This window comes from Streptomyces sp. NBC_00448 (assembly GCF_036014115.1).
Taxonomy (GTDB): Bacteria; Actinomycetota; Actinomycetes; order Streptomycetales; family Streptomycetaceae; genus Actinacidiphila.
On sequence record NZ_CP107913.1, the window covers coordinates 2,770,890 to 2,788,101 of the forward strand.

General features: G+C 71.7%; 14 protein-coding genes and 1 pseudogene. 6 read left to right on the forward strand and 9 right to left on the reverse strand.

The window, feature by feature from the left end; translation table 11 throughout:
- Positions 1-185: 185 nt before the first annotated feature.
- The 4 genes from gmd (at position 186) to OG370_RS11845 (ending at position 5,089) form a co-directional block, all read left to right on the forward strand.
- On the forward strand, positions 186-1,199 hold the full coding sequence (gene gmd / locus OG370_RS11830; protein WP_328463338.1) for a GDP-mannose 4,6-dehydratase: 1,014 nt from the start codon (positions 186-188) through the stop codon (positions 1,197-1,199).
- Between the two features lie 67 nt (positions 1,200-1,266).
- Positions 1,267-3,492 carry a LamG-like jellyroll fold domain-containing protein gene (locus tag OG370_RS11835; RefSeq protein WP_328463340.1) on the forward strand — a complete coding sequence of 742 codons (2,226 nt, stop codon included), beginning with the start codon at positions 1,267-1,269 and terminating at the stop codon, positions 3,490-3,492.
- The gene (locus OG370_RS11840) at positions 3,489-4,268 is read left to right on the forward strand and encodes a hypothetical protein (protein WP_328463342.1); all 780 of its coding nucleotides are present in this window, start codon (positions 3,489-3,491) and stop codon (positions 4,266-4,268) included. The genes OG370_RS11835 and OG370_RS11840 overlap by 4 nt, the downstream gene beginning before the upstream one ends.
- Positions 4,265-5,089, forward strand: coding sequence for a glycosyltransferase family 2 protein (locus tag OG370_RS11845; RefSeq protein WP_328463344.1), 825 nt, complete (start codon positions 4,265-4,267; stop codon positions 5,087-5,089). Before OG370_RS11840 ends, OG370_RS11845 begins: the two co-directional genes overlap by 4 nt.
- A 33-nt stretch (positions 5,090-5,122) precedes the next feature.
- Here OG370_RS11845 and OG370_RS11850 read toward each other — a convergent pair whose 3' ends face one another.
- A complete protein-coding gene (locus tag OG370_RS11850; RefSeq protein WP_328463346.1) occupies positions 5,123-5,365 on the reverse strand; it encodes a hypothetical protein in 243 nt (80 codons plus the stop codon).
- A 223-nt stretch (positions 5,366-5,588) separates the two neighbouring features.
- On the opposite strand from OG370_RS11850, the gene OG370_RS11855 reads away from it, so the two are divergent.
- Complete coding sequence (locus OG370_RS11855) at positions 5,589-6,470, forward strand: NmrA family NAD(P)-binding protein (RefSeq protein ID WP_328463348.1); 882 nt, start codon at positions 5,589-5,591, stop codon at positions 6,468-6,470.
- Positions 6,471-6,488: 18 nt separating this feature from the next.
- On the opposite strand, the gene OG370_RS11860 is transcribed toward OG370_RS11855, so the two are convergent.
- The 6 genes from OG370_RS11860 to OG370_RS11885 form a co-directional block, all read right to left on the reverse strand.
- On the reverse strand, positions 6,489-7,262 hold the full coding sequence (locus tag OG370_RS11860; protein WP_328463350.1) for a glycosyltransferase family 2 protein: 774 nt from the start codon (positions 7,260-7,262) through the stop codon (positions 6,489-6,491).
- A gap of 280 nt (positions 7,263-7,542) precedes the next feature.
- Positions 7,543-9,582, reverse strand: a complete 2,040-nt coding sequence (locus OG370_RS11865; protein WP_328463352.1) for a LamG-like jellyroll fold domain-containing protein — start codon at positions 9,580-9,582, stop codon at positions 7,543-7,545.
- A gap of 185 nt (positions 9,583-9,767) precedes the next feature.
- Positions 9,768-12,731 (reverse strand): family 78 glycoside hydrolase catalytic domain, encoded by a 2,964-nt coding sequence (locus OG370_RS11870; RefSeq protein WP_328463354.1) that lies wholly within the window; start codon positions 12,729-12,731, stop codon positions 9,768-9,770.
- 261 nt (positions 12,732-12,992) lie between these two features.
- The gene (locus OG370_RS11875) at positions 12,993-13,541 is read right to left on the reverse strand and encodes a cysteine hydrolase family protein (protein ID WP_328474024.1); all 549 of its coding nucleotides are present in this window, start codon (positions 13,539-13,541) and stop codon (positions 12,993-12,995) included.
- An 11-nt stretch (positions 13,542-13,552) separates the two neighbouring features.
- Positions 13,553-14,968 carry an MFS transporter gene (locus OG370_RS11880; RefSeq protein WP_328463356.1) on the reverse strand — a complete coding sequence of 472 codons (1,416 nt, stop codon included), beginning with the start codon at positions 14,966-14,968 and terminating at the stop codon, positions 13,553-13,555.
- Positions 14,961-15,407 (reverse strand): MarR family transcriptional regulator, encoded by a 447-nt coding sequence (locus OG370_RS11885; RefSeq protein WP_328463358.1) that lies wholly within the window; start codon positions 15,405-15,407, stop codon positions 14,961-14,963. The genes OG370_RS11880 and OG370_RS11885 overlap by 8 nt, the downstream gene beginning before the upstream one ends.
- Positions 15,408-15,474: 67 nt before the next feature.
- On the opposite strand from OG370_RS11885, the gene OG370_RS11890 reads away from it, so the two are divergent.
- Complete coding sequence (locus OG370_RS11890; protein WP_328474896.1) at positions 15,475-15,933, forward strand: hypothetical protein; 459 nt, start codon at positions 15,475-15,477, stop codon at positions 15,931-15,933.
- A 212-nt stretch (positions 15,934-16,145) separates the two neighbouring features.
- Here the strand turns inward: OG370_RS11890 and OG370_RS41460 are convergent.
- Both OG370_RS41460 and OG370_RS11900 read right to left on the reverse strand, forming a co-directional pair.
- Positions 16,146-16,496, reverse strand: a pseudogene (locus OG370_RS41460) (hypothetical protein); the annotation flags it as partial.
- A complete protein-coding gene (locus OG370_RS11900; protein WP_328463360.1) occupies positions 16,436-17,203 on the reverse strand; it encodes a DUF899 family protein in 768 nt (255 codons plus the stop codon). The pseudogene OG370_RS41460 and the gene OG370_RS11900, both read right to left, overlap by 61 nt.
- Between the last annotated feature and the right edge of the window lie 9 nt (positions 17,204-17,212).

Consider the following 17,212-nt stretch of genomic DNA (forward strand, 5'->3'; position numbering starts at 1 on the left):
GCGGCGATTGTGCCAGCCGTTCGGGGCGGCATGGTGCCGATCCCCCTGTTCCGCCGATTCCCTGAATTGCCCTGACAGCCTGTCCCGGGTGCGCGCCTGACCGACCGCACACCGACGGCCCGGCTTGGCGGCCCCGGCCACGGGTCCGGCAACCGGCCCCGACCACTCCACCTCTGGGGGAACACGTGGGCAAGACCGCCCTCATCACCGGCGTCACCGGGCAGGACGGCTCGTACCTGGCCGAACTGCTGCTGTCCAAGGGCTACACGGTGCACGGCATCGTGCGCCGCTCCTCGTCCTTCAACACCGAGCGGATCGACCACATCTACCAGGACCCGCAGGAGGCCCACCGGTCGCTGGTGCTGCACCACGCCGACCTGTCCGACGGGGTGGCGCTGGTGAACCTGCTGCGCGACGTCCAGCCGGGCGAGATCTACAACCTCGGCGCCCAGTCGCATGTGCGGGTCTCCTTCGACGCCCCGATGTACACCGGTGACGTCACCGGCCTGGGCGCGCTGCGGCTGCTGGAGGCGGTCCGGGCCAGCGGCATCGGCGCCCGTGTCTACCAGGCGTCCTCCTCCGAGATGTTCGGCGCCACCCCGCCCCCGCAGCACGAGGGCACCCCCTTCCACCCGCGCAGCCCCTACGCCTGCGCGAAGGTCTTCGGTTACTGGGCGACGGTCAACTACCGTGAGGCGTACGGGATGTACGCGGTGAACGGCATCCTGTTCAACCACGAGTCACCGCGCCGCGGCGAGACCTTCGTGACCCGCAAGATCACCCGCGCGGTGGCCCGGATCAAGGCCGGCCTGCAACAGCGGCTCTACCTCGGAAACCTGGACGCGGTCCGCGACTGGGGCTACGCACCGGAGTACGTGGACGCGATGTGGCGGATGCTGCAACGGGACGAACCCGAGGACTACGTGGTGGCCACCGGACGGGCCGCCACCGTACGGCAGTTCCTCGACACGGCGTTCGCGCACGCCGACCTCGACCCGGCCGAGCATGTGCGCTACGACCCCAAGTACGAGCGGCCCAGCGAAGTGGACGCGCTCATCGGCGACGCCTCCAAGGCCGGCGACCTGCTCGGCTGGCGAGCACAGGTCAGGGTCGAGGAGCTGGCCCGGCTGATGGTGGACGCCGACATGCGGCAGGTGGCGGATCAGCTGGCGGGCGCGAGCGTCCGCATCGACCGGTAGCGCCGAGGCGAGAGCTTCGGCACCTTCCCGCACCATCCCGGGCACATTCCGTAGAGGAGAGCAACGCATGCGCAGATGGCCGGTGTTGACGGCTGCCCTCGCCTTGGCAGCCGCGGCTTTGGGGATCGTGGGGCCGCCCCCGGCGACCGCACTGCAACCACCCGTCGGCATCACCGCCGGGAACCTGCCCACCTACCAGACCAACGGCATCGTCTGGGCGATGGCACAGTCCGGCGGCGACGTCTACGCCGGCGGCACCTTCTCCACGATCCGCCCGCCGGGGGCCGCCGCCGGCACCAGCGAGACGGCGGCCGGGAACTTCGCGTCGTTCAACGCGGCCACCGGCCAACCCGCCGGCTGCCAGCCCGCGTTCACCGTGGGCTCGGACAACGCCACGGTACGGGCGCTGGCGGTCTCCCCCGACGGCAAGACGCTGTACGCGGGCGGCTTCTTCGGCACGGCCGGCGGCACCGGCGTGAGCAGCCTGGCCGCGATCAACCTGGCCACCTGCGCCGTCAGCACCACCTTCCGCCCGGCGGTGAGCGGCACGGTGCGCACCATCGTGGCCACCGACGACGCGGTGTACTTCGGCGGCGACGTCACCTCCGTCGACGGCACCACCCGGCACCGCTACGCGGCGGTCAGCGCCGCCGACGGCGCGCTGCTGCCGTGGGCGCCCGACGTGGACAACCCCGGCCGGGCGCTCGCGCTGACCCCGAACGGCGAGGACGCCATCCTCGGCGGTGACTTCAACACCGTCGACGGTGCCGACTCGCACTCCCTCGCGGTCGTCGACGCCACCACCGGCGGCACGCTGGTGAAGGCATACCCGACCGGCTTCTTCGACGCGGCCTCCGTCACCAAGACCATCTACGTCGACCCGGCGAGCAACAGCTTCTACACCGGCAACGAGGGCACCGGCGGCGGTGTCTTCGACGGCCGGGCCCGCTTCAGCCTCACCGACTTCAGCCAGGTCTGGCGGGACAACTGCCTGGGGGCCACCCAGACGGTCGCGGTCTACCAGAGCGTGCTGTACAGCGGCAGCCACGCCCACGACTGCTCCAGCATGGGCGAGTACCCGAACTCGGTGCGCAAGCACCTGCTCGCCGAGCCGGTCGGCGACCCGCACCTGGTGTCGTGGTTCCCCGACACCAACGACGGGATCGGCGAGCAGATCGGCCCGCGGGTGATGTCGTTCTCCTCGGTCGGCTCCACCGAATACCTGTGGGTCGGCGGGGAGTTCACCACGGTCAACGGCACCGCGCAGCAGGGCCTGACCCGCTTCCCCAGCTCCCCGGACACCACCGCCCCGAGCCTGCCGCAGACCTCGGTGACGAGCATCAACCCGGATTCGGTGAAGGTCAGTTGGCAGTCGAGCCTCGACCTCGACGACAGCCTGCTGACCTACCGGGTGTACCGCAACGGCTCGACCACGCCGATCTACACCACCACCGGCAGCTCGCTTCCGTGGGTGCGCCCGCAGATCACCTTCACCGACACCGACGTCACACCGGGCGTGAAGTACACCTACCGGGTCTCGGCGAGCGACGGCACCAACACCACCGCGCTGTCGCCGAACGCGTCCGCGACGGTGCCGACTTCGGCCGAGGCGTACCCGGCGAAGGTCCTCGCCGACGGCGCGACGCTGTACTGGCGGTACGACGCGGCGTCCGGCTCCTACACCGCGGACTCCTCGGCGTCCGACGACAGCGGGGTCAGCGTCGGCGGCCCGGTGCACGGCGTGACGCCGGGCGCGGTGCCGGGCTCCAAGGCGTACACGTTCAACGGCACTTCGCAGTGGACGTACAGCGACCGGCAGCACCCGCAGCCGAAGCAGTACAGCATCGAGGCGTGGTTCAAGACCACGACCACCAAGGGCGGGAAGATCATCGGCTTCGGCGACGACCCCACCCAGACCAGCGTCCACTACGACAAGCACATCTACATGCTCAACAGCGGGCAGCTGGTCTTCGGCATCAACTCCCCCAAGGTCCAGACGATCACCACCTCGGCGAAGTACAACGACGGCGCCTGGCACCACGTGGTCGCCACCGAGGGCACCGGCGGCTCGAAGCTCTACGTCGACGGCGTGCTCAAGGGGTCGAACACGGCCATGACCGGCAGCGAGGCGTACGCCGGCTACTGGCGGGTCGGCGGCGACAACCTCAACGGCTGGCCGACCCGGCCCACCAGCGACGACCTGGCCGGCTCGATCGACGAGGCCGCGGTCTACCCGACCGTGCTGACGGCCGCGCAGGTCGCGAGCCACTACGCGCTCAGGACCGCCGGGTGACCGGCGCCCGACGCCGCACCGCCGTCGCCGCCGTCCTCGTGACGGCGGCGGTGGCGCTGCTCGGCGGCTGCGGAAGCGGCGGGAACGGGAGCGGGGCCGATCACCACCCGTCCGTGGCGGCCGGCGCCCCCACCGGCCAGGCCGCGAGCGGCGGCTCGACCGGTGGCGACTCCTCGGAGGCGCCCGGCTCCGCCGCCGACGGCCCCAAGGTGCCCGACGACCAGCTCACCCCGCCCGGCGGCGGCGCCTTCAGCACGAAGGACAGGAAGTACCTGTCCGGGCGGGTGCCCAAGGGCGACGACCCGGTCGCCGTCCTCGAAGGCGGCCAGGAGGTGTGCGAACGGCTGACCCGCACCTCCGCGATCGACCCGGCCGCCTCCGCCAGCGCCATCGTCACCGGCGACATCAGCGGGTCCGGCGCCACCGCGGCCGTGCGCACCCTGTGCCCCGACCAGCGCTACGTCCTCGACGCGGCCGCGCGCGGCTTCGCCGACGGCAGCTTCGCCGTCGCCGCCGCACCGGTCGCCGGCAGGTCCGTCGCCCCCGGCCGCTACCAGGCACCGGCCGTCTCCTCCGGCTGCACCTGGCGGGTGACCGGCGCCCACGGCAAGACCCTCTCCTCGGGTTCGGCCGGCACCGCGGCGAAGGCCGTGCTGACGGTGCCTGCCACGGCGGAGACGGTCACCTCCAGCGGCTGCTACGCCTGGCTGCCCCCGCTCGCCGCACCGGCCCACTCCGCCACCGCATCACCCACCCCCTCCGGAGGGACCTCGTGAACAAGCTCCCGCTGGTCGTGGTCATCCCCACCAAGAACGAGGCGGAGAACATCGCCCGTACGGTCTCCTCGGTCATCGACCACGTCGAGGCGGTGGTCGTGGTGGACTCGCACAGCACCGACGACACCTGCAAGATCGCGGCGCGGCTGGGCGCGCAGGTGGTCGACTACACCTGGGACGGCCGGTATCCGAAGAAGAAGCAGTGGTGCCTGGACCGGGTGCGCACCGAGATCCCGTGGCTGCTCTTCCTCGACGGCGACGAGACGCCCAGCCCCGAGTTGCTGGCCGAGCTGCGGACCGTGTTCGCGGCCGGACCGCCGTCGGTCGCCGCGTTCGACATCCCGCTCGGCTACTGGTTCGCCGGACGGCGGCTGCGGCACGGCCACACCATCGTCAAGCGGGTCCTGCTGGACCGCACCCGCTGCCACTTCCCGGAACTCGGCGACCTCGACGCCCCCGGGATGGGCGAGCAGGAGGGCCACTACCAGCCGGTCGCGCCGTCCGCGGCCCGGTTGCGCGCCCCGATCGAGCACGAGGACCTCGACCCGGTGCGCACCTGGTTCGACCGGCACAACCGCTACTCCGACTGGGAGGCGTGGCTCGAACTCAACCCCTCGGTGAAGGAGGCCATCCGCAAGGTCAAGTCCCGCCAGGGGCAGCTCTTCCACCAGGCGCCGTTCAAACCGCTGGTCTCCTTCGCCTACGCCTACGTCTACCGGCGCGGCTTCCTCGACGGCCGCGCCGGCCTGGACTACGCACTGGCGATGAGCTTCTACCGCTGGCAGATCGGCCTCAAGGCGCGCGAGAACCAGCGGGGTTGAGCGGGTCCCTCGACGCCGCGTCGAGCGGGTCGCTCAGGGCGGCGGGGCCGGGTCGGCGAGAGAGGACTGGGTGCGGGTCACCCAGTATCCGAAGTCGCCCGGCCCGGTCTGGTCGGTGCCGACCATCTCCGGGACACCGTAGGTGCCCGCGCCGAAGAGGATCGCCACGACGCCGGCCGCGGCGGCCTCCTGCAGGTGCGAGCCCCAGGTGACCGTGGAGCCGTCGACCGTGACCTTCGGGTCGGCGCCCGGACTGCTGCCGGACCTGCGAGCCATGCGGATGCCTCGTCTCGTGCGAACAGGGCGGCCGGCGGACCGGCCGACGGGTGGGGGAGCCGCACTTTCGCCATGAGAATGGTCTGGACTTTTGATCCCGTCAATCCCCTCCGACCGTCCCGACCCCGCCCCCGCCCTCACCCCCGCCCGGGCCGCCGATCTTGCCGGGCGTCGAAGTAAACGGTACGGTAGAGTTTACTTCGAGCGAGCAGGAGGCCGCATCATGATCGTTGTCACCGCACCGACGGGGCACATCGGCAGCCGGGTCCTGGCGGACCTGCTGGAGCACGGCGAGGACGTACGGGTCGTGGTACGTGACCCGGACCGGCTGCCGGCCGGGATTCGGGGCCGGGTGGAGGTGGTGACCGGGTCGCACCGGGAGCGGGACGTGGTGGACCGCGCGCTGGACGGGGCGGACACCGTGTTCTGGCTGGTCCCGGCGGACGTGCGCGCGCCGAGCGTCTACGACGCCTACGTCACCTTCAGCATCCCCTTCGCCGACGCGGTCGTGCGGCACGGCGTCCAGCGCGTCGTCACCGTCTCGGCGCTCGGCCGAGGCACGCAGCTCTACGCGGGCCACGTCTCCGGGTCGCTGGCGATGGAGGACCTGATCCGCAGCACCGGCGTGCACTTCCGGGCGCTGGCCATGCCGACCTTCATGGACAACCTGACCCGGCAGGTGGATCTGATCAGGCAGCGCGGGGTGATCGCCGGCACGATCCCCGGCGACCTCAAGCTGCCCTTCACCGCCACCCGCGACATCGCCGACCGTGCCGCCCGCCTGCTGCGGGACCGCGGCTGGACCGGGCAGGACACCCTCGACCTCCTCGGCCCCGACGACCTGACCTTCGACGAGGTCGCCGCCCTCGCCTCCGAGGTGCTCGGCACCCCGGTCCGCTACGAGCGGGGCGACCGCGACCAGGACAGGAAGCAGCTTGTCGGCTACGGCTTCTCCGAGGCGATGGCCCAGAGCCTGATCGACATGGACATCGCCAAGGAGCGCGGCCTGGACCACGCGGTCGCCCGCACCCCGGAGAACACCGCGCCCACGACCTACCGCCAGTGGATGCGGGACGTCCTCAAGCCCGCGGTCGAGGCGAGCTAGCGCCGCGGCCGGAAAGGACTAGATCCGCGAGTTGCGCAGCGACTGCCACACCGCGCCGGTCAGCGCCCGCGTCGCCCGCGGGACCGACAGTCCTTCGTGCTCGCGGTACAGCTCCCAGTTGTACGGGACGAGCGACAGCTTGTTGGACGACAGCGAACCCGCCTGGTGGGCCCGGTACACGGCAAGCGGCTCGGGGAGGCCCCGGGCGTCGGCGCCGTCGCGCATGATCGACAGCCACAGGGCGTAGTCCTGCCGCTTCCGCATCTCCGGCATCAGCCTCGTGCCCAGCACGTTGCGGTCGTACATGGCGGTGAGGGCACCGATGTGGTCCTGGACCAGCATCGCGCGGTAGTCCACGTGCTCCCGCGCGCGGACGACGCGTCCGTTCGGGACGAAGTCGATGCTCTCGCCGTCGTGGTCGGCGTCCATCTTGAAGTACGAGGTGAACGTCAGCGGGGCGCTACCGGCCGCCGCGAAGGCGAGCTGCCGCTCCGTCTTCTCCGGCAGCCACATGTCGTCGCTGTCGAGGAAGGCGACGTAGTCCCCCCGGGCCCGCTCCATGGCGAGGTTGCGGGCCCGGCCGGCACCGCCGCGCTCGGGTGCCGCTTGCGGCCGCACGCGCTCGTCCTGCCGGGCGAACTCCATCAGCAGGTCCATGGAGTCGTCGGACGACTGGTCGTCGGTGGCCAGTAGCTCCAGATCGGTGTGGGTCTGCGTGAGCACCGACCGGACGGCCGCGCCGAGCGTGGCAGCCGAGTTGTACACGGGCATCACGACAGACACCAGAGGCACAGCGTTTCTCCTTGCTCAGCCGGAACGACGGTCCATTCAAGCACTGCGATCGACCAGGAGCAGCCCTGCATGGTGTTGTCGCTGGTCAGAGCCATGCAGGGCGGCCACTGGCGGTACCCGCCGCTCCGGCGGCGGGGCGGGTTCGTCCGCGCCGCCGCCGGAGTGACCGTCCGCGGGGAGGGCCGGGCGTCGAGGGTCGGGCGCTGAGGCTCAGGCGTCGAGGGTCGGGCCCTGAGGCTCAGGCGTCGAGGGTCGGGCGCTGAGGCTCCAGCGTCGAGGCTCAGGCGTTCATGAAGCTGCTCGGCGGCAGCGCCCGGTCCACGATGCGTACATCGCCGATCGAGCCGTGGAAGACCTGGTTGATCGCGCCGTCCCACTCGTAACCGCCCAGCAGGAAGGGCAGGTTGAGGGAGGTGAGGCCGATGTTGGTGCTGTTGGGGTTGCGGCCCTCCTCGCAGCCGTTGACGTAGAGCTTGGTGATCCGGCCGTCGTTGACGACCGCGACGTGCCACCACTCCTCCTGCTGGAGCAGGTGGCTCCAGTTGGTGGCCGCGCCGGTCTGGTTGAGCGGGTAGACGTTCCACTGGAGTTCGATCCCGCTGGAGAGGCTGAGCGTCAGCACCGGCTCCTCGGCGGTCGCCGCGGGGCCGTTCTTGCCCGCCTTCCCGGCGCTGCCGCTGCGGCTGAGCATCGACGACCAGCCGTTGCGGCCGCCGTCCCAGTCGGCGGGCACCTTGAAGAACATCTCGAAGGTGTAGCCGCGGGCGAAGGTCTGAGCGTTGATCGGCGCGCGGTCGACGGTCCGGAAGTACGCCCCGGTGACCGGGTTGCCCTGACCGGCGAAGACCAGGCTGCCGTGGCCGGGCTGGTCGGGGTGGTGGTCCCCGGTCCAGGTCAGCGCGTGTGCGGCGGTGCCCGGAACGCTCCGCAGCTCCAGGTCGTTGCCGTGTCCTGCCTGGTCCTTGACCACGGTCCCGGCGGCCACGTCCTTGCCGGCCTTGCCGCCCTCGTCGAAGCGCCAGTACGCCAGCGTGCCGGGCACCAGCATCCGCCGCGCCGGGCGGGCGGCGCGCGACGGCACCGGCGCGAAGCCCGCGAACCTTTGCTCGAAGTCGATCGCGACGGAGAAGTAGTCGACCGGCGAGGTCAGTTCGATCTCCTTCGCGGCCAGTTCGTTCAGCTCGCCCCTGGCCGCGAGCTCGCGAATCCACGGCGAGAAGGTAGCGACGTCGATCACCCCGCGGTTCAGGTCGAAGCGGTAGGAGCGGATCATGCCGGCGCCGCCGTAGTACCGGTCCTGGTAGTTGGTGATGTGCAGGTGCACGTCGTTGCCGGCGCTGTTCTTCAGCACGGTGCTGCCGGGCGGCCAGAAGTGGCCGTTGAGGGTCAGGAAGATCTGGTCGTTGTCCTTGATCAGGCCGTCCCACAGCTGCTGCCCGTACTCGGACAGCGACGCCTCGCTGCTGTCGTCGGCGTTGACGATCTCGTGGGTGGTCACGATCACCGGGAGTTTCGGGTTCGCCTTGATGACCGCGTCGGCCCAGGCGAAGCCCTGCTCCGACAGCCGCCAGTCCAGCGAGAGCAGCATCCAGGACCGGCCGCCGGCCTTGAAGATGTGGCAGGTGTTGTAGCCGTCGGGGCTGGAGGAGTGGTAGCTGGGCGTCCGCTTGGCCCGCGCCGGGCTGAAGGTCTTCAGGTACGGGGTGGAGCCGCGCTGGTCGGTGTCGGAGACGTCGTGGTTGCCGGCGAGCACGCCGTACGACGCCCCGGCCCGGTCCAGCAGGTCGAAGACCTTGGTGGCCGCGGCGTACTCCTCGGTCAGGCCGTTCTGGGTGACGTCGCCGAGGTGCGCCAGGAAGACGATGTTCTCGTCGTTGCCGCCCGCGCGGCCGGCCGGGTCCAGGACGTAGCGGAACGACGCCTCGACCGGCACCGGGTGGATGCGGTCCTGGTCGAACATGTACTGGGTGTCGGGCATCACCACGACGGTGAACCGCGGGTCGTCCGGGTCCGGGCTCCACTTGCCGCGCGGCGCGGGCGTCATCGACGTCCGGCCGTAGGGGTCGTCGTCCTCGCCGCCGCCCTTCGCGGCGCCCTTCGCCTCGCCGGCGGCGTACGCGGGCACCGCGCCGAGCAGTCCCGCCGCGGCCGCGCCCGCGCTGATCACACCGGCGCCGCGCAGGAAGGTGCGGCGGCTCGACGCGGCGAGACCCGCGCCGTCCAGGTCCGCGGTGCGCGGGCAGGAACACCCCTCGCCGTGGCCGTCCTGGCCGTCGTTCGTCTCGTGCGCCCCGGGCGCATTGTCGGGTGAGCCGTGCATCTCTACTCCAAAGGTGAGGATTCGAACGGCGTCACGCTAGAGATCGTTCCCGCACCGCAGGACGGCCCTGCGGAGGCCACCGGCCGAACACTCCCCCAACAGCGGGCCGCCCGGGGCGGCCCGGTCACGCGGTGCCACGGCCCGGTCGCGGACCCGCCACGGCTCGGTCGCGTACCCGCTACCGCTCAGCCGCGGACCCGGAAGGTGTAGTGGCCTGCTGCCACCGTGTAAGCGGCGTAGCCGTCGGCCCACCTGGCGAGACGGGCTCCCGCCGCGGCCGTGACCCGGTGCGCCGAGGTGGCGGGGACGTAGATCGTCGCGGTGCTGCCGCGGGGCACCGTGACCTCCATGACCAGGCCCTTCCCGGCGTCGCGCCAGCTGCTGCTGATCGTGCCGTGCGGCGAGCGCAGGGTCGCCTCGGCGTGGGTGAGCCCGCCGCCGGGCTGCGGCCGGACGGAGAAGCGCGCGTAGCCGGGGTGCGCCGGGTCGGGCACGATCCCCGCGATGGTGCGGTACATCCAGTCGCCGACCGCGCCGTCCACGGCGTGGTTGAAGGAGTTGCCGTTCACGTTCGGGTTGAACGAGCCGTCCGGGAGTATCCCGTCCCAGCGCTCCCACACCGTGGTCGCCCCGTGCGCGATCTCGTAGCCCCAGGACGGGTAGCCGGTCTGCTCCAGGAGGCGGTAGGCGAGGTCGGTGTGCCCCGAGGCGGACAGGACGGGCAGCAGCCACTGGGTGCCGACGAAGCCGGTGGCGAGATGGTCACCGCCCGCCTGGACGAGTCCCACCAGCCGGTCCGCCGCCTGGGTGCGCGCGCTCTCGGGCAACAGGCCGAGGTGGAGGGCGAGTACGTAGCCGGTCTCGCTGTTGCCGGCGATACTGCCGTCGGCCGCGACGTACTTCGCGTCCCACGCGGCCGCGATCCGTGCGAACAGTGCGCGGTAGCCGGCCGCGTCGTCACCGCGGCCGATCGCCGCCGACATCTGCGCCATGAGCGAGGCGTCGTAGGCGAAGTACGCGGTGGCGATCAGGTCGGAGGGGGTCGACTGGTTCACGTTCATCCAGTCACCGGCGGGGGCGAAGGACGCCGGCAGGATCAGGTCCGTGCTCATCGACTCCAGCGCGGACAGGTACGTCCGCATGGCGCTGTAGCTGCTCTCCACGATGGCGGTGTCGCCGTAGCTCTGCCAGGTGGTGTACGGGATGACCACGCCCGCGTCGCCCCAGCCCCCGCCGTAGCCGGAGTCCCCCACCGTCCACGTCGGCGCGACGTTGTCGAAGACGCCCTGCGGCGACTGGCTGTCGATCAGGTCGCGTTCCCACTTGCGGTAGAAGCCGTCGAGATCGCGGTTGAACGTCGCGGTCGGCGCGAAGAAGTCGGCGTCGCCCGTCCAACCGAGACGCTCGGTACGGGCGTTGGTGTCGGTCGGGACGGAGAACAGGTTGTCCCGCTCGCTCCAGGTGATGTTCGACTGGAGCTGGTCGACCATGGGGTTCGACGTCGAGAAGCTGCCGATGACGGGCGCGTCGGTGCCTTCCACGACCCCGGTCAGGTCCGCGAGGGTGGGCTTGCCGGGGTAGCCGGTCACCGCCACGTACCGGAACCCGTGGTAGGTGAAGTCCGGTTGGAAGGTCTCCGTGCCGCCGCCGCGCAGCGTGTAGGTGTCGGTCTGGGCGGCGGTCAGGTAAGGGGCCGGGCCCGCGGCGAGGTTGTCGGTGTAGAGGGTGCCGTCGGGATCGACCGCCTGCGCGTGCCGGAGGGTGACCGTGGTCCCGGCCGGGCCGCGCACCTTCAGCCGCACCACCCCGGAGATGTCCTGGCCGAGGTCGTAGACGTACGTCCCGGGCCGGGGTTCGGTGACGCTCACCGGCTTGACGGTGCCGGTCACCCGCACCGGCGGGCCGATCTGCGGCACGACCTTCGACGCCTGGCTCGGCTGGACGTCCACCGGCGCCCAACTCGCGCCAGCCGCACCGCCCGTGCCATCCGTACCATCCGTGCCGCCGAAGCCGGGTTCGGTCCAGCCTGGCTGGTCCGCGCGGGCGTCGTAGGACTCCCCCATGTAGTTGTCGGCGGACGTCACCGGCCCGTCGGTGCTCCCCTGCCAGGACGGGTCGGTGTCGACGAACTCCACGGAGCCGTCGGTGTAGGTGACTTGGAGCTGCGCCCACAGCGCGGGGGTCGTGCCGTACTGCCCGGTGCCGAACCAGCCGACGTCGCCGGCGTACCAGCCGGGCGCGAGCTGGGCGGCCATCGCGTTCGCGCCGCGGGCGAGCAGGCCGGTCACGTCGTAGCTCTGGTACTGGACCTGGTCGCGGTAGTTGGTCCAGCCGGGCGCGAACAGGTCGTCGCCGACCCGCTTTCCGTCGACGCTCATCTCGTAGATGCCCAGCGCGGAGGAGTACAGCCGCGCGCTCCTGACCTTCTTCCGCAGCGTGAACTCGTGGCGCAGCCGGGGGGTTCGGGCGTCGGGTTGCAGCATGGCGTCGGCGTTCGCGACGTCCAGGCCGTCGGCGCCGATCGTGCCGGCGCCGAACGCGTTGTGCTCGCCCGCGGTGAACGGGTCGTCGAGCAGCGTCTTCCCGGCGGTGGAGGTGACGGTGAGGTCGCGGTAGGTCGCCTCCTCGGTGGGCGACTCCCGGAACCCGATGGTGCCCTCCGCGTAGGCGGACTCCTGCGTCGTGTCGACCGCGACGCCGTCGACGGAGGTGGTGATCGTGTCGCCGTCGGCCGTGATGCGCAGGTGGTGCGGGGTGTGCAGCGCGTCGGGCCCGATGACGTCGCCGATCGGCGTCTCGCTCACCGCGGCCACGCCCCCGCCGGCCCAGACGTGCTTCTTCAACACCGGTACGGGGCCGGTCACGTTGACCTGCCACATGTAGGAGTCGGCGGGTCCCGACCGGGCCCGGAAGTAGACGCTGGCGGCCTCCTTCCGCACGGTGAAGTCGACGTCGACGGTGTAGTCCGACCAGTTCGTGTCGGTCGGGTTCACGCCGATCCAGTCGCCCCGGCCAAGGTCGGGGCCGGTGCGGGGGCCGGCCGGCGCCGGCGCGGCGCTCGCCCCCGCCGGCAGCGCCGGCTGGAGCGAGACGACCAGGAGGAAGAAGAGCAGCACCGCGAACGCCCGGCGTCCCTTGCGTGGTCCCATCTGCGGAGGGCCTCCCTCTCGGTCCGGAACGCGGCCGGTACCCGGCGCTTCTCGGCGCCCGGCTATGTAACGTTTCAACCAGGCCGCGCAGAACCTACGGCGGAACGCACATCGAGTCAAGAGAGGAGGAGAAATTGCCAGAGGGGCCGCCGACCCGGGCGGATTGAATCGTTATTGAAATCCGCCCGGGTCGGGCACTCCGCGGCCGGCGCTTGGCCGGCACCTGGCCGGCCCACGCCTGGGCCGGCGCGCCCTCGGCCGTCACGCCAGGGTGGCTGCCCATTCCTCCGTGGTGAGGACGTCGCCGCGGCGGTTGAGGAGCTTGGTGAGCAGAACGTCGTGGAGTTCGGGGTCGGAGTCGGCGCAGGCGTCGGAGAGGACGGTGACCTGGTAGTCCAGGTCGATCGCCTGGAGGGCGGTGGACAACACGATGCCGCTGGTGGCGATGCCGATCAGGACGAGGTGGTCGACGTCCCGCGCGTCGAGGATCTGCCGGAGGTCGTTGCCGGCGAAGGCGCTGATGCGGTTCTTGTGGACCACGATCTCGTCGCCGCGCGGGGCGATGTCCGGGTGGATGGCGACGCCGGGGTCGTCGGGGGTGAACCGGTCGGCCGGCAGGGCGCCGAAGAGCTTGTTGCGGGGGTGCACGTCCACGTGGCCGGGCCGCAGTTGCAGGGCGACGTGGACGACGAGCACCCCGGCGGTGCGGGCGGTCTCCAACGTCCTGACGACGCGCGGCAGATAGCCGTCGGGCGCGACGCGGGCGGTGGCGACCTGGAGGTCCATGGCGAGCAGGGCGGTACGGGACACGGTGGTGCCTTTCATGACGGGTCGGAAGGGTCGACCGAGAGGCGTCGCAGGCTTCGATCGAAGACGGTGATGAGCAGGTACAGCACCCCGGCGCCGAGCATGAGCCACGCCAGGTGGTGCATCCCGCCGGTGCTCGCGCGCTGCCCGAAGGACGCCGCGGTCGCGGACGACGCGACCATCGAGCCCAGGTACCCGAAGGTCCGCAGCAGGCCCGCCGAGGACCCGGTGCGCTGCGGATCGGCCTGGAAGTACACGGAGTTCTGCAGCGCCAGGCTGTTGGAGCCCTGCGGCACCCCGAAGACCACCGCGATCAGCAGCAGCATCCACACCGGGCTCGCCGCGGTCAGGCCCAGCATCAGCGCGCACGCGGCGATCTGCCCGGCGGCACCGAGCATCAGCTTGGCGAACACCCCGTTGCGCCGCCCGACGGTGACGGACACGGCTATCCCCACCAGGAACATCGGTATCTGCACCAGCCCGGCGTGGAAGGGCGACAGGCCGTAGCTCTCCTCCGTCCACTGCGTGAACCCGTAGAGGAAGGCGTACGACACGACGTAGGCGACCAGCGCCCTGCCGTAGGTGCCCAGCAGCGGCGCGTTGCCGCCGAGCACCCGCAGGTCGATGAACGGTGTCGGCGCGCGCAACTCCCTCGACGCGAAGGCGGCTCCGGCGGCGACGGTGATCACCGGCAGGTACCAGTTGGCGGCGTGCAGGTTCATCAGGAACATCAGCAGCGAGAAGAGCATGGCCGCGAACAGGCCCATGCCCGGCAGGTCGATCCGCGCGGCCGGTTCGCCGCGGTCCACCGTGCGGGTGCTCGGCTCCTTGGGCAGCCGCAGCGCGCCGAGGGCGACCGCGACCACGGCCAGCGGGATGTTGAGCGCGAAGGTCGCGCGCCAGCCGCCCAGACCGATCAGCGCGCCGCCCAGCAGCGGGCCGATCACGGCGATGGTCTGGTTGGCGACCGCCAGCATGGTCAGCACGCCCGCGGGGCTGTCGTGCCCGGTCCGCTCGCCCTCGCTGCGCAGCAGCGCCATGGCGGCGGGGTAGCCCGCGCAGGTGCCGAACCCGAGCACGACCCGCGCGCCGATCAGCACTCCGAGGTCGGGGGCGAGCGTGCCGACGACACCGGCGACGCCGACCAGGCTGGTGCTCAGCAGGAACAGCCGGCGCGGGCCGAACAGGTCGATCAGCCGCCCGACGATCGGCTGCCCCAGGGCGGTGGCCAGGTAGAGCGCCGAGACCAGCCAGGCGGTCTGCGACGGCGGCGCCCCGAACGCCTTGCCGATGGGCACGAGCGCGACCGCGACGATGGTCGAGTTGATCGGGTTCAGCACCGAACCCAGCATCATCGGGGGGATGAGCCGGCGGTCGAAGCCCTCCTTCGCGGTGTCACCGGGAGCGGTGGCGGTCGTCTGGTCAGTCATGGACGAGCCGCTCCAGTACGGACATCGCCGCGATCACGGTCTGCCGCTCCTCCTCGGTGCACTTCTCCTCCAGTTCGGCGGCGAGCCACTCGCCGCGCGCCTGCCGGTCCCCCTCCGCCTGCCGGCGCCCCTCCGCGGTGAGCGCGATCAGCAGCCGGCGGCCGTCGCCGGGGTCGCGGCGGCGCTCCACCATGCCCTGGTCGGCCAGCCCGGCGACGACGGTCGCCATCGACTGGTGCCGCATGCCCTCGATCGCGGCGAGGTCACTCGTGGTGAGCCCGTCGTTGTCGATGAGCCGGGCGAGCACCGACAGCTGGGTGAAGCTGACGCCTTCGGCGCCCGCGGCCGCCCGGATACGGCGCCGCAGCCGCCCGATGACCGCCCGCACCTCCTGCGAGGCGCGAACGGCCGAGGACGAGGGTGTGCGATCTCCGTTCATGGGTTCCACCGTAGGATCATCAGCTCAGGTTATCCAGTTTACCTGCGCAGGTAAACTGGATATGTGAGTGGCTGTGACGAGAAGGGGCGCCCGCTGCGCGGCTCCGCCCCTGGTGCGGGACCCGGTGTTCCGGAACCGGGTGGTCGACGGGACCCGCGCACTCCTCAAGGGCGTCGCCACCGGCCGTGATGACGTACCCGGCGCGGTCGGGGTCGGTGCGGGCCGGCGGGAAGCCGGCGAGGAGGTGTTGCCCGGCGGGAATCCGTTCGGGCCGGATGGACAGGACGGGCTTGCCGCCCCCCGTGAGGTCGATGTGCCAGGTCCGTTGCGGGTCGGCGCCGGCGGCGCCGGTCGGTGTCTCGGTGCAGCCGGGGTCTCCGGCGTGGACGACGGCCGGGACACCGAGGCGGTCGAGGTCGCGTGGCAGCGTGGGCAGGTCGAGCGACGTGCCCGCCGGGTCGGTGATCGCGAGGTCGACCCGGCCGTCGCCCTCCCGCTGGAGCGGTGTACGCGGCGGTGGTGGTGATCGTCAACGGGCGTGCAGGGGAGCCGTGTTCCGTGGTCCGGGCGGCCGGGGTCGGGGTGCCGTCGTGGCCGCCGGGCAGGGCGATGACGGCAACGGCGGGAGGCGCGACGTCCCCGGTGGATCGCGCTCATCAGATGTTCCTTGGGGATTCGGTGCAGACCCCGCGCCCGGGCGAGCCGGGAACGCACCGCGCCCACCGGAATTCCCAGCGCCTCGGCGGCACCCTGATAGTCCGGTCCCGACCACACCCACAACGCGAACACCTCGCGCTCCCCGTGCGACCGCCAGCCGCAGTCGCGGTTCCCCACCCGGCGAGGCCGCGCCGGGAAGGCCTGCCCGTACAGCCATCGGCTTCTGCCCCTGGATACCTGGACGGTGTGGCGTCGTACGCCTAGTAAGGACGGGCGGCACGGCCCGCACGGCCCGGTGCGGATACGAGCGTCGTCCTGGGAGCGGTGAGCCGGACCGGCCTCACCGCTCCCTCGCGGACAGCGAGCGCGCGTCAGTGGCGGTGCCCCTCGCGGCCGAGGCTCTCCTCGGGGGTCGCGCCGGGCCGGGTCCACTGCGGGGTGGGGCGGCCGGTCGGGCCCCAGGTGGCGTTCCCGTCCACATCCGTGCGCCAGTACCAGCAGGGCCCGTGGCCCTCGGGCCGGCCCTCCGGGTTGTCCTGCCACGCCTCGCCGCGGCCGTAGGGGGTCATGTCGAGCAGGTCGAAGGACCCGCTCGCGGCCTCGGTGCCGCGACCGGTCGTGGAGTAGGTGAGGAACGTGCGGTCGCCGTCGCGCAGATAGGCGGTGAGGTGGCCCATCGCCCCGCCGACCGGTTCCGCCACGTCGCGCACCGAGTACCAGGGCTGGGTGTAGCCCATGAACTCGACGAAGGGGGCCACCTCGTCCCACCGGCCCGGCGTCAGGATGGCGAACGAGACACCGCGGGCGTTCAGATAGACGGCGTCCTTCAGGTGCCAGGCGGAGACGGTGCAGCCCTCGCACTGGCCCTGGTGCGGCGCGCCGTCCCACCACATGTGCTTGTAGACCAGCAGCTCGTCGCGGCCCTGGAACAGGTCGAGGAACGGGACCGGGCCGTCGGGGCCGACGACCTTGACGGTCCCGTCGAACTCCACCATCGGCAGCCGGCGGCGGGCGGCGGCGATCGCGTCGCCCTCGCGGGTGTGGGCCTTCTCGCGGACCAGCAGTGCGTCGCGGGCGGTCTGCCAGGTGTCCATGTCCACGATGGGCGGGCGGGTCGGGTCGTCGGATGAGGTCGTCATGGTGTCCTC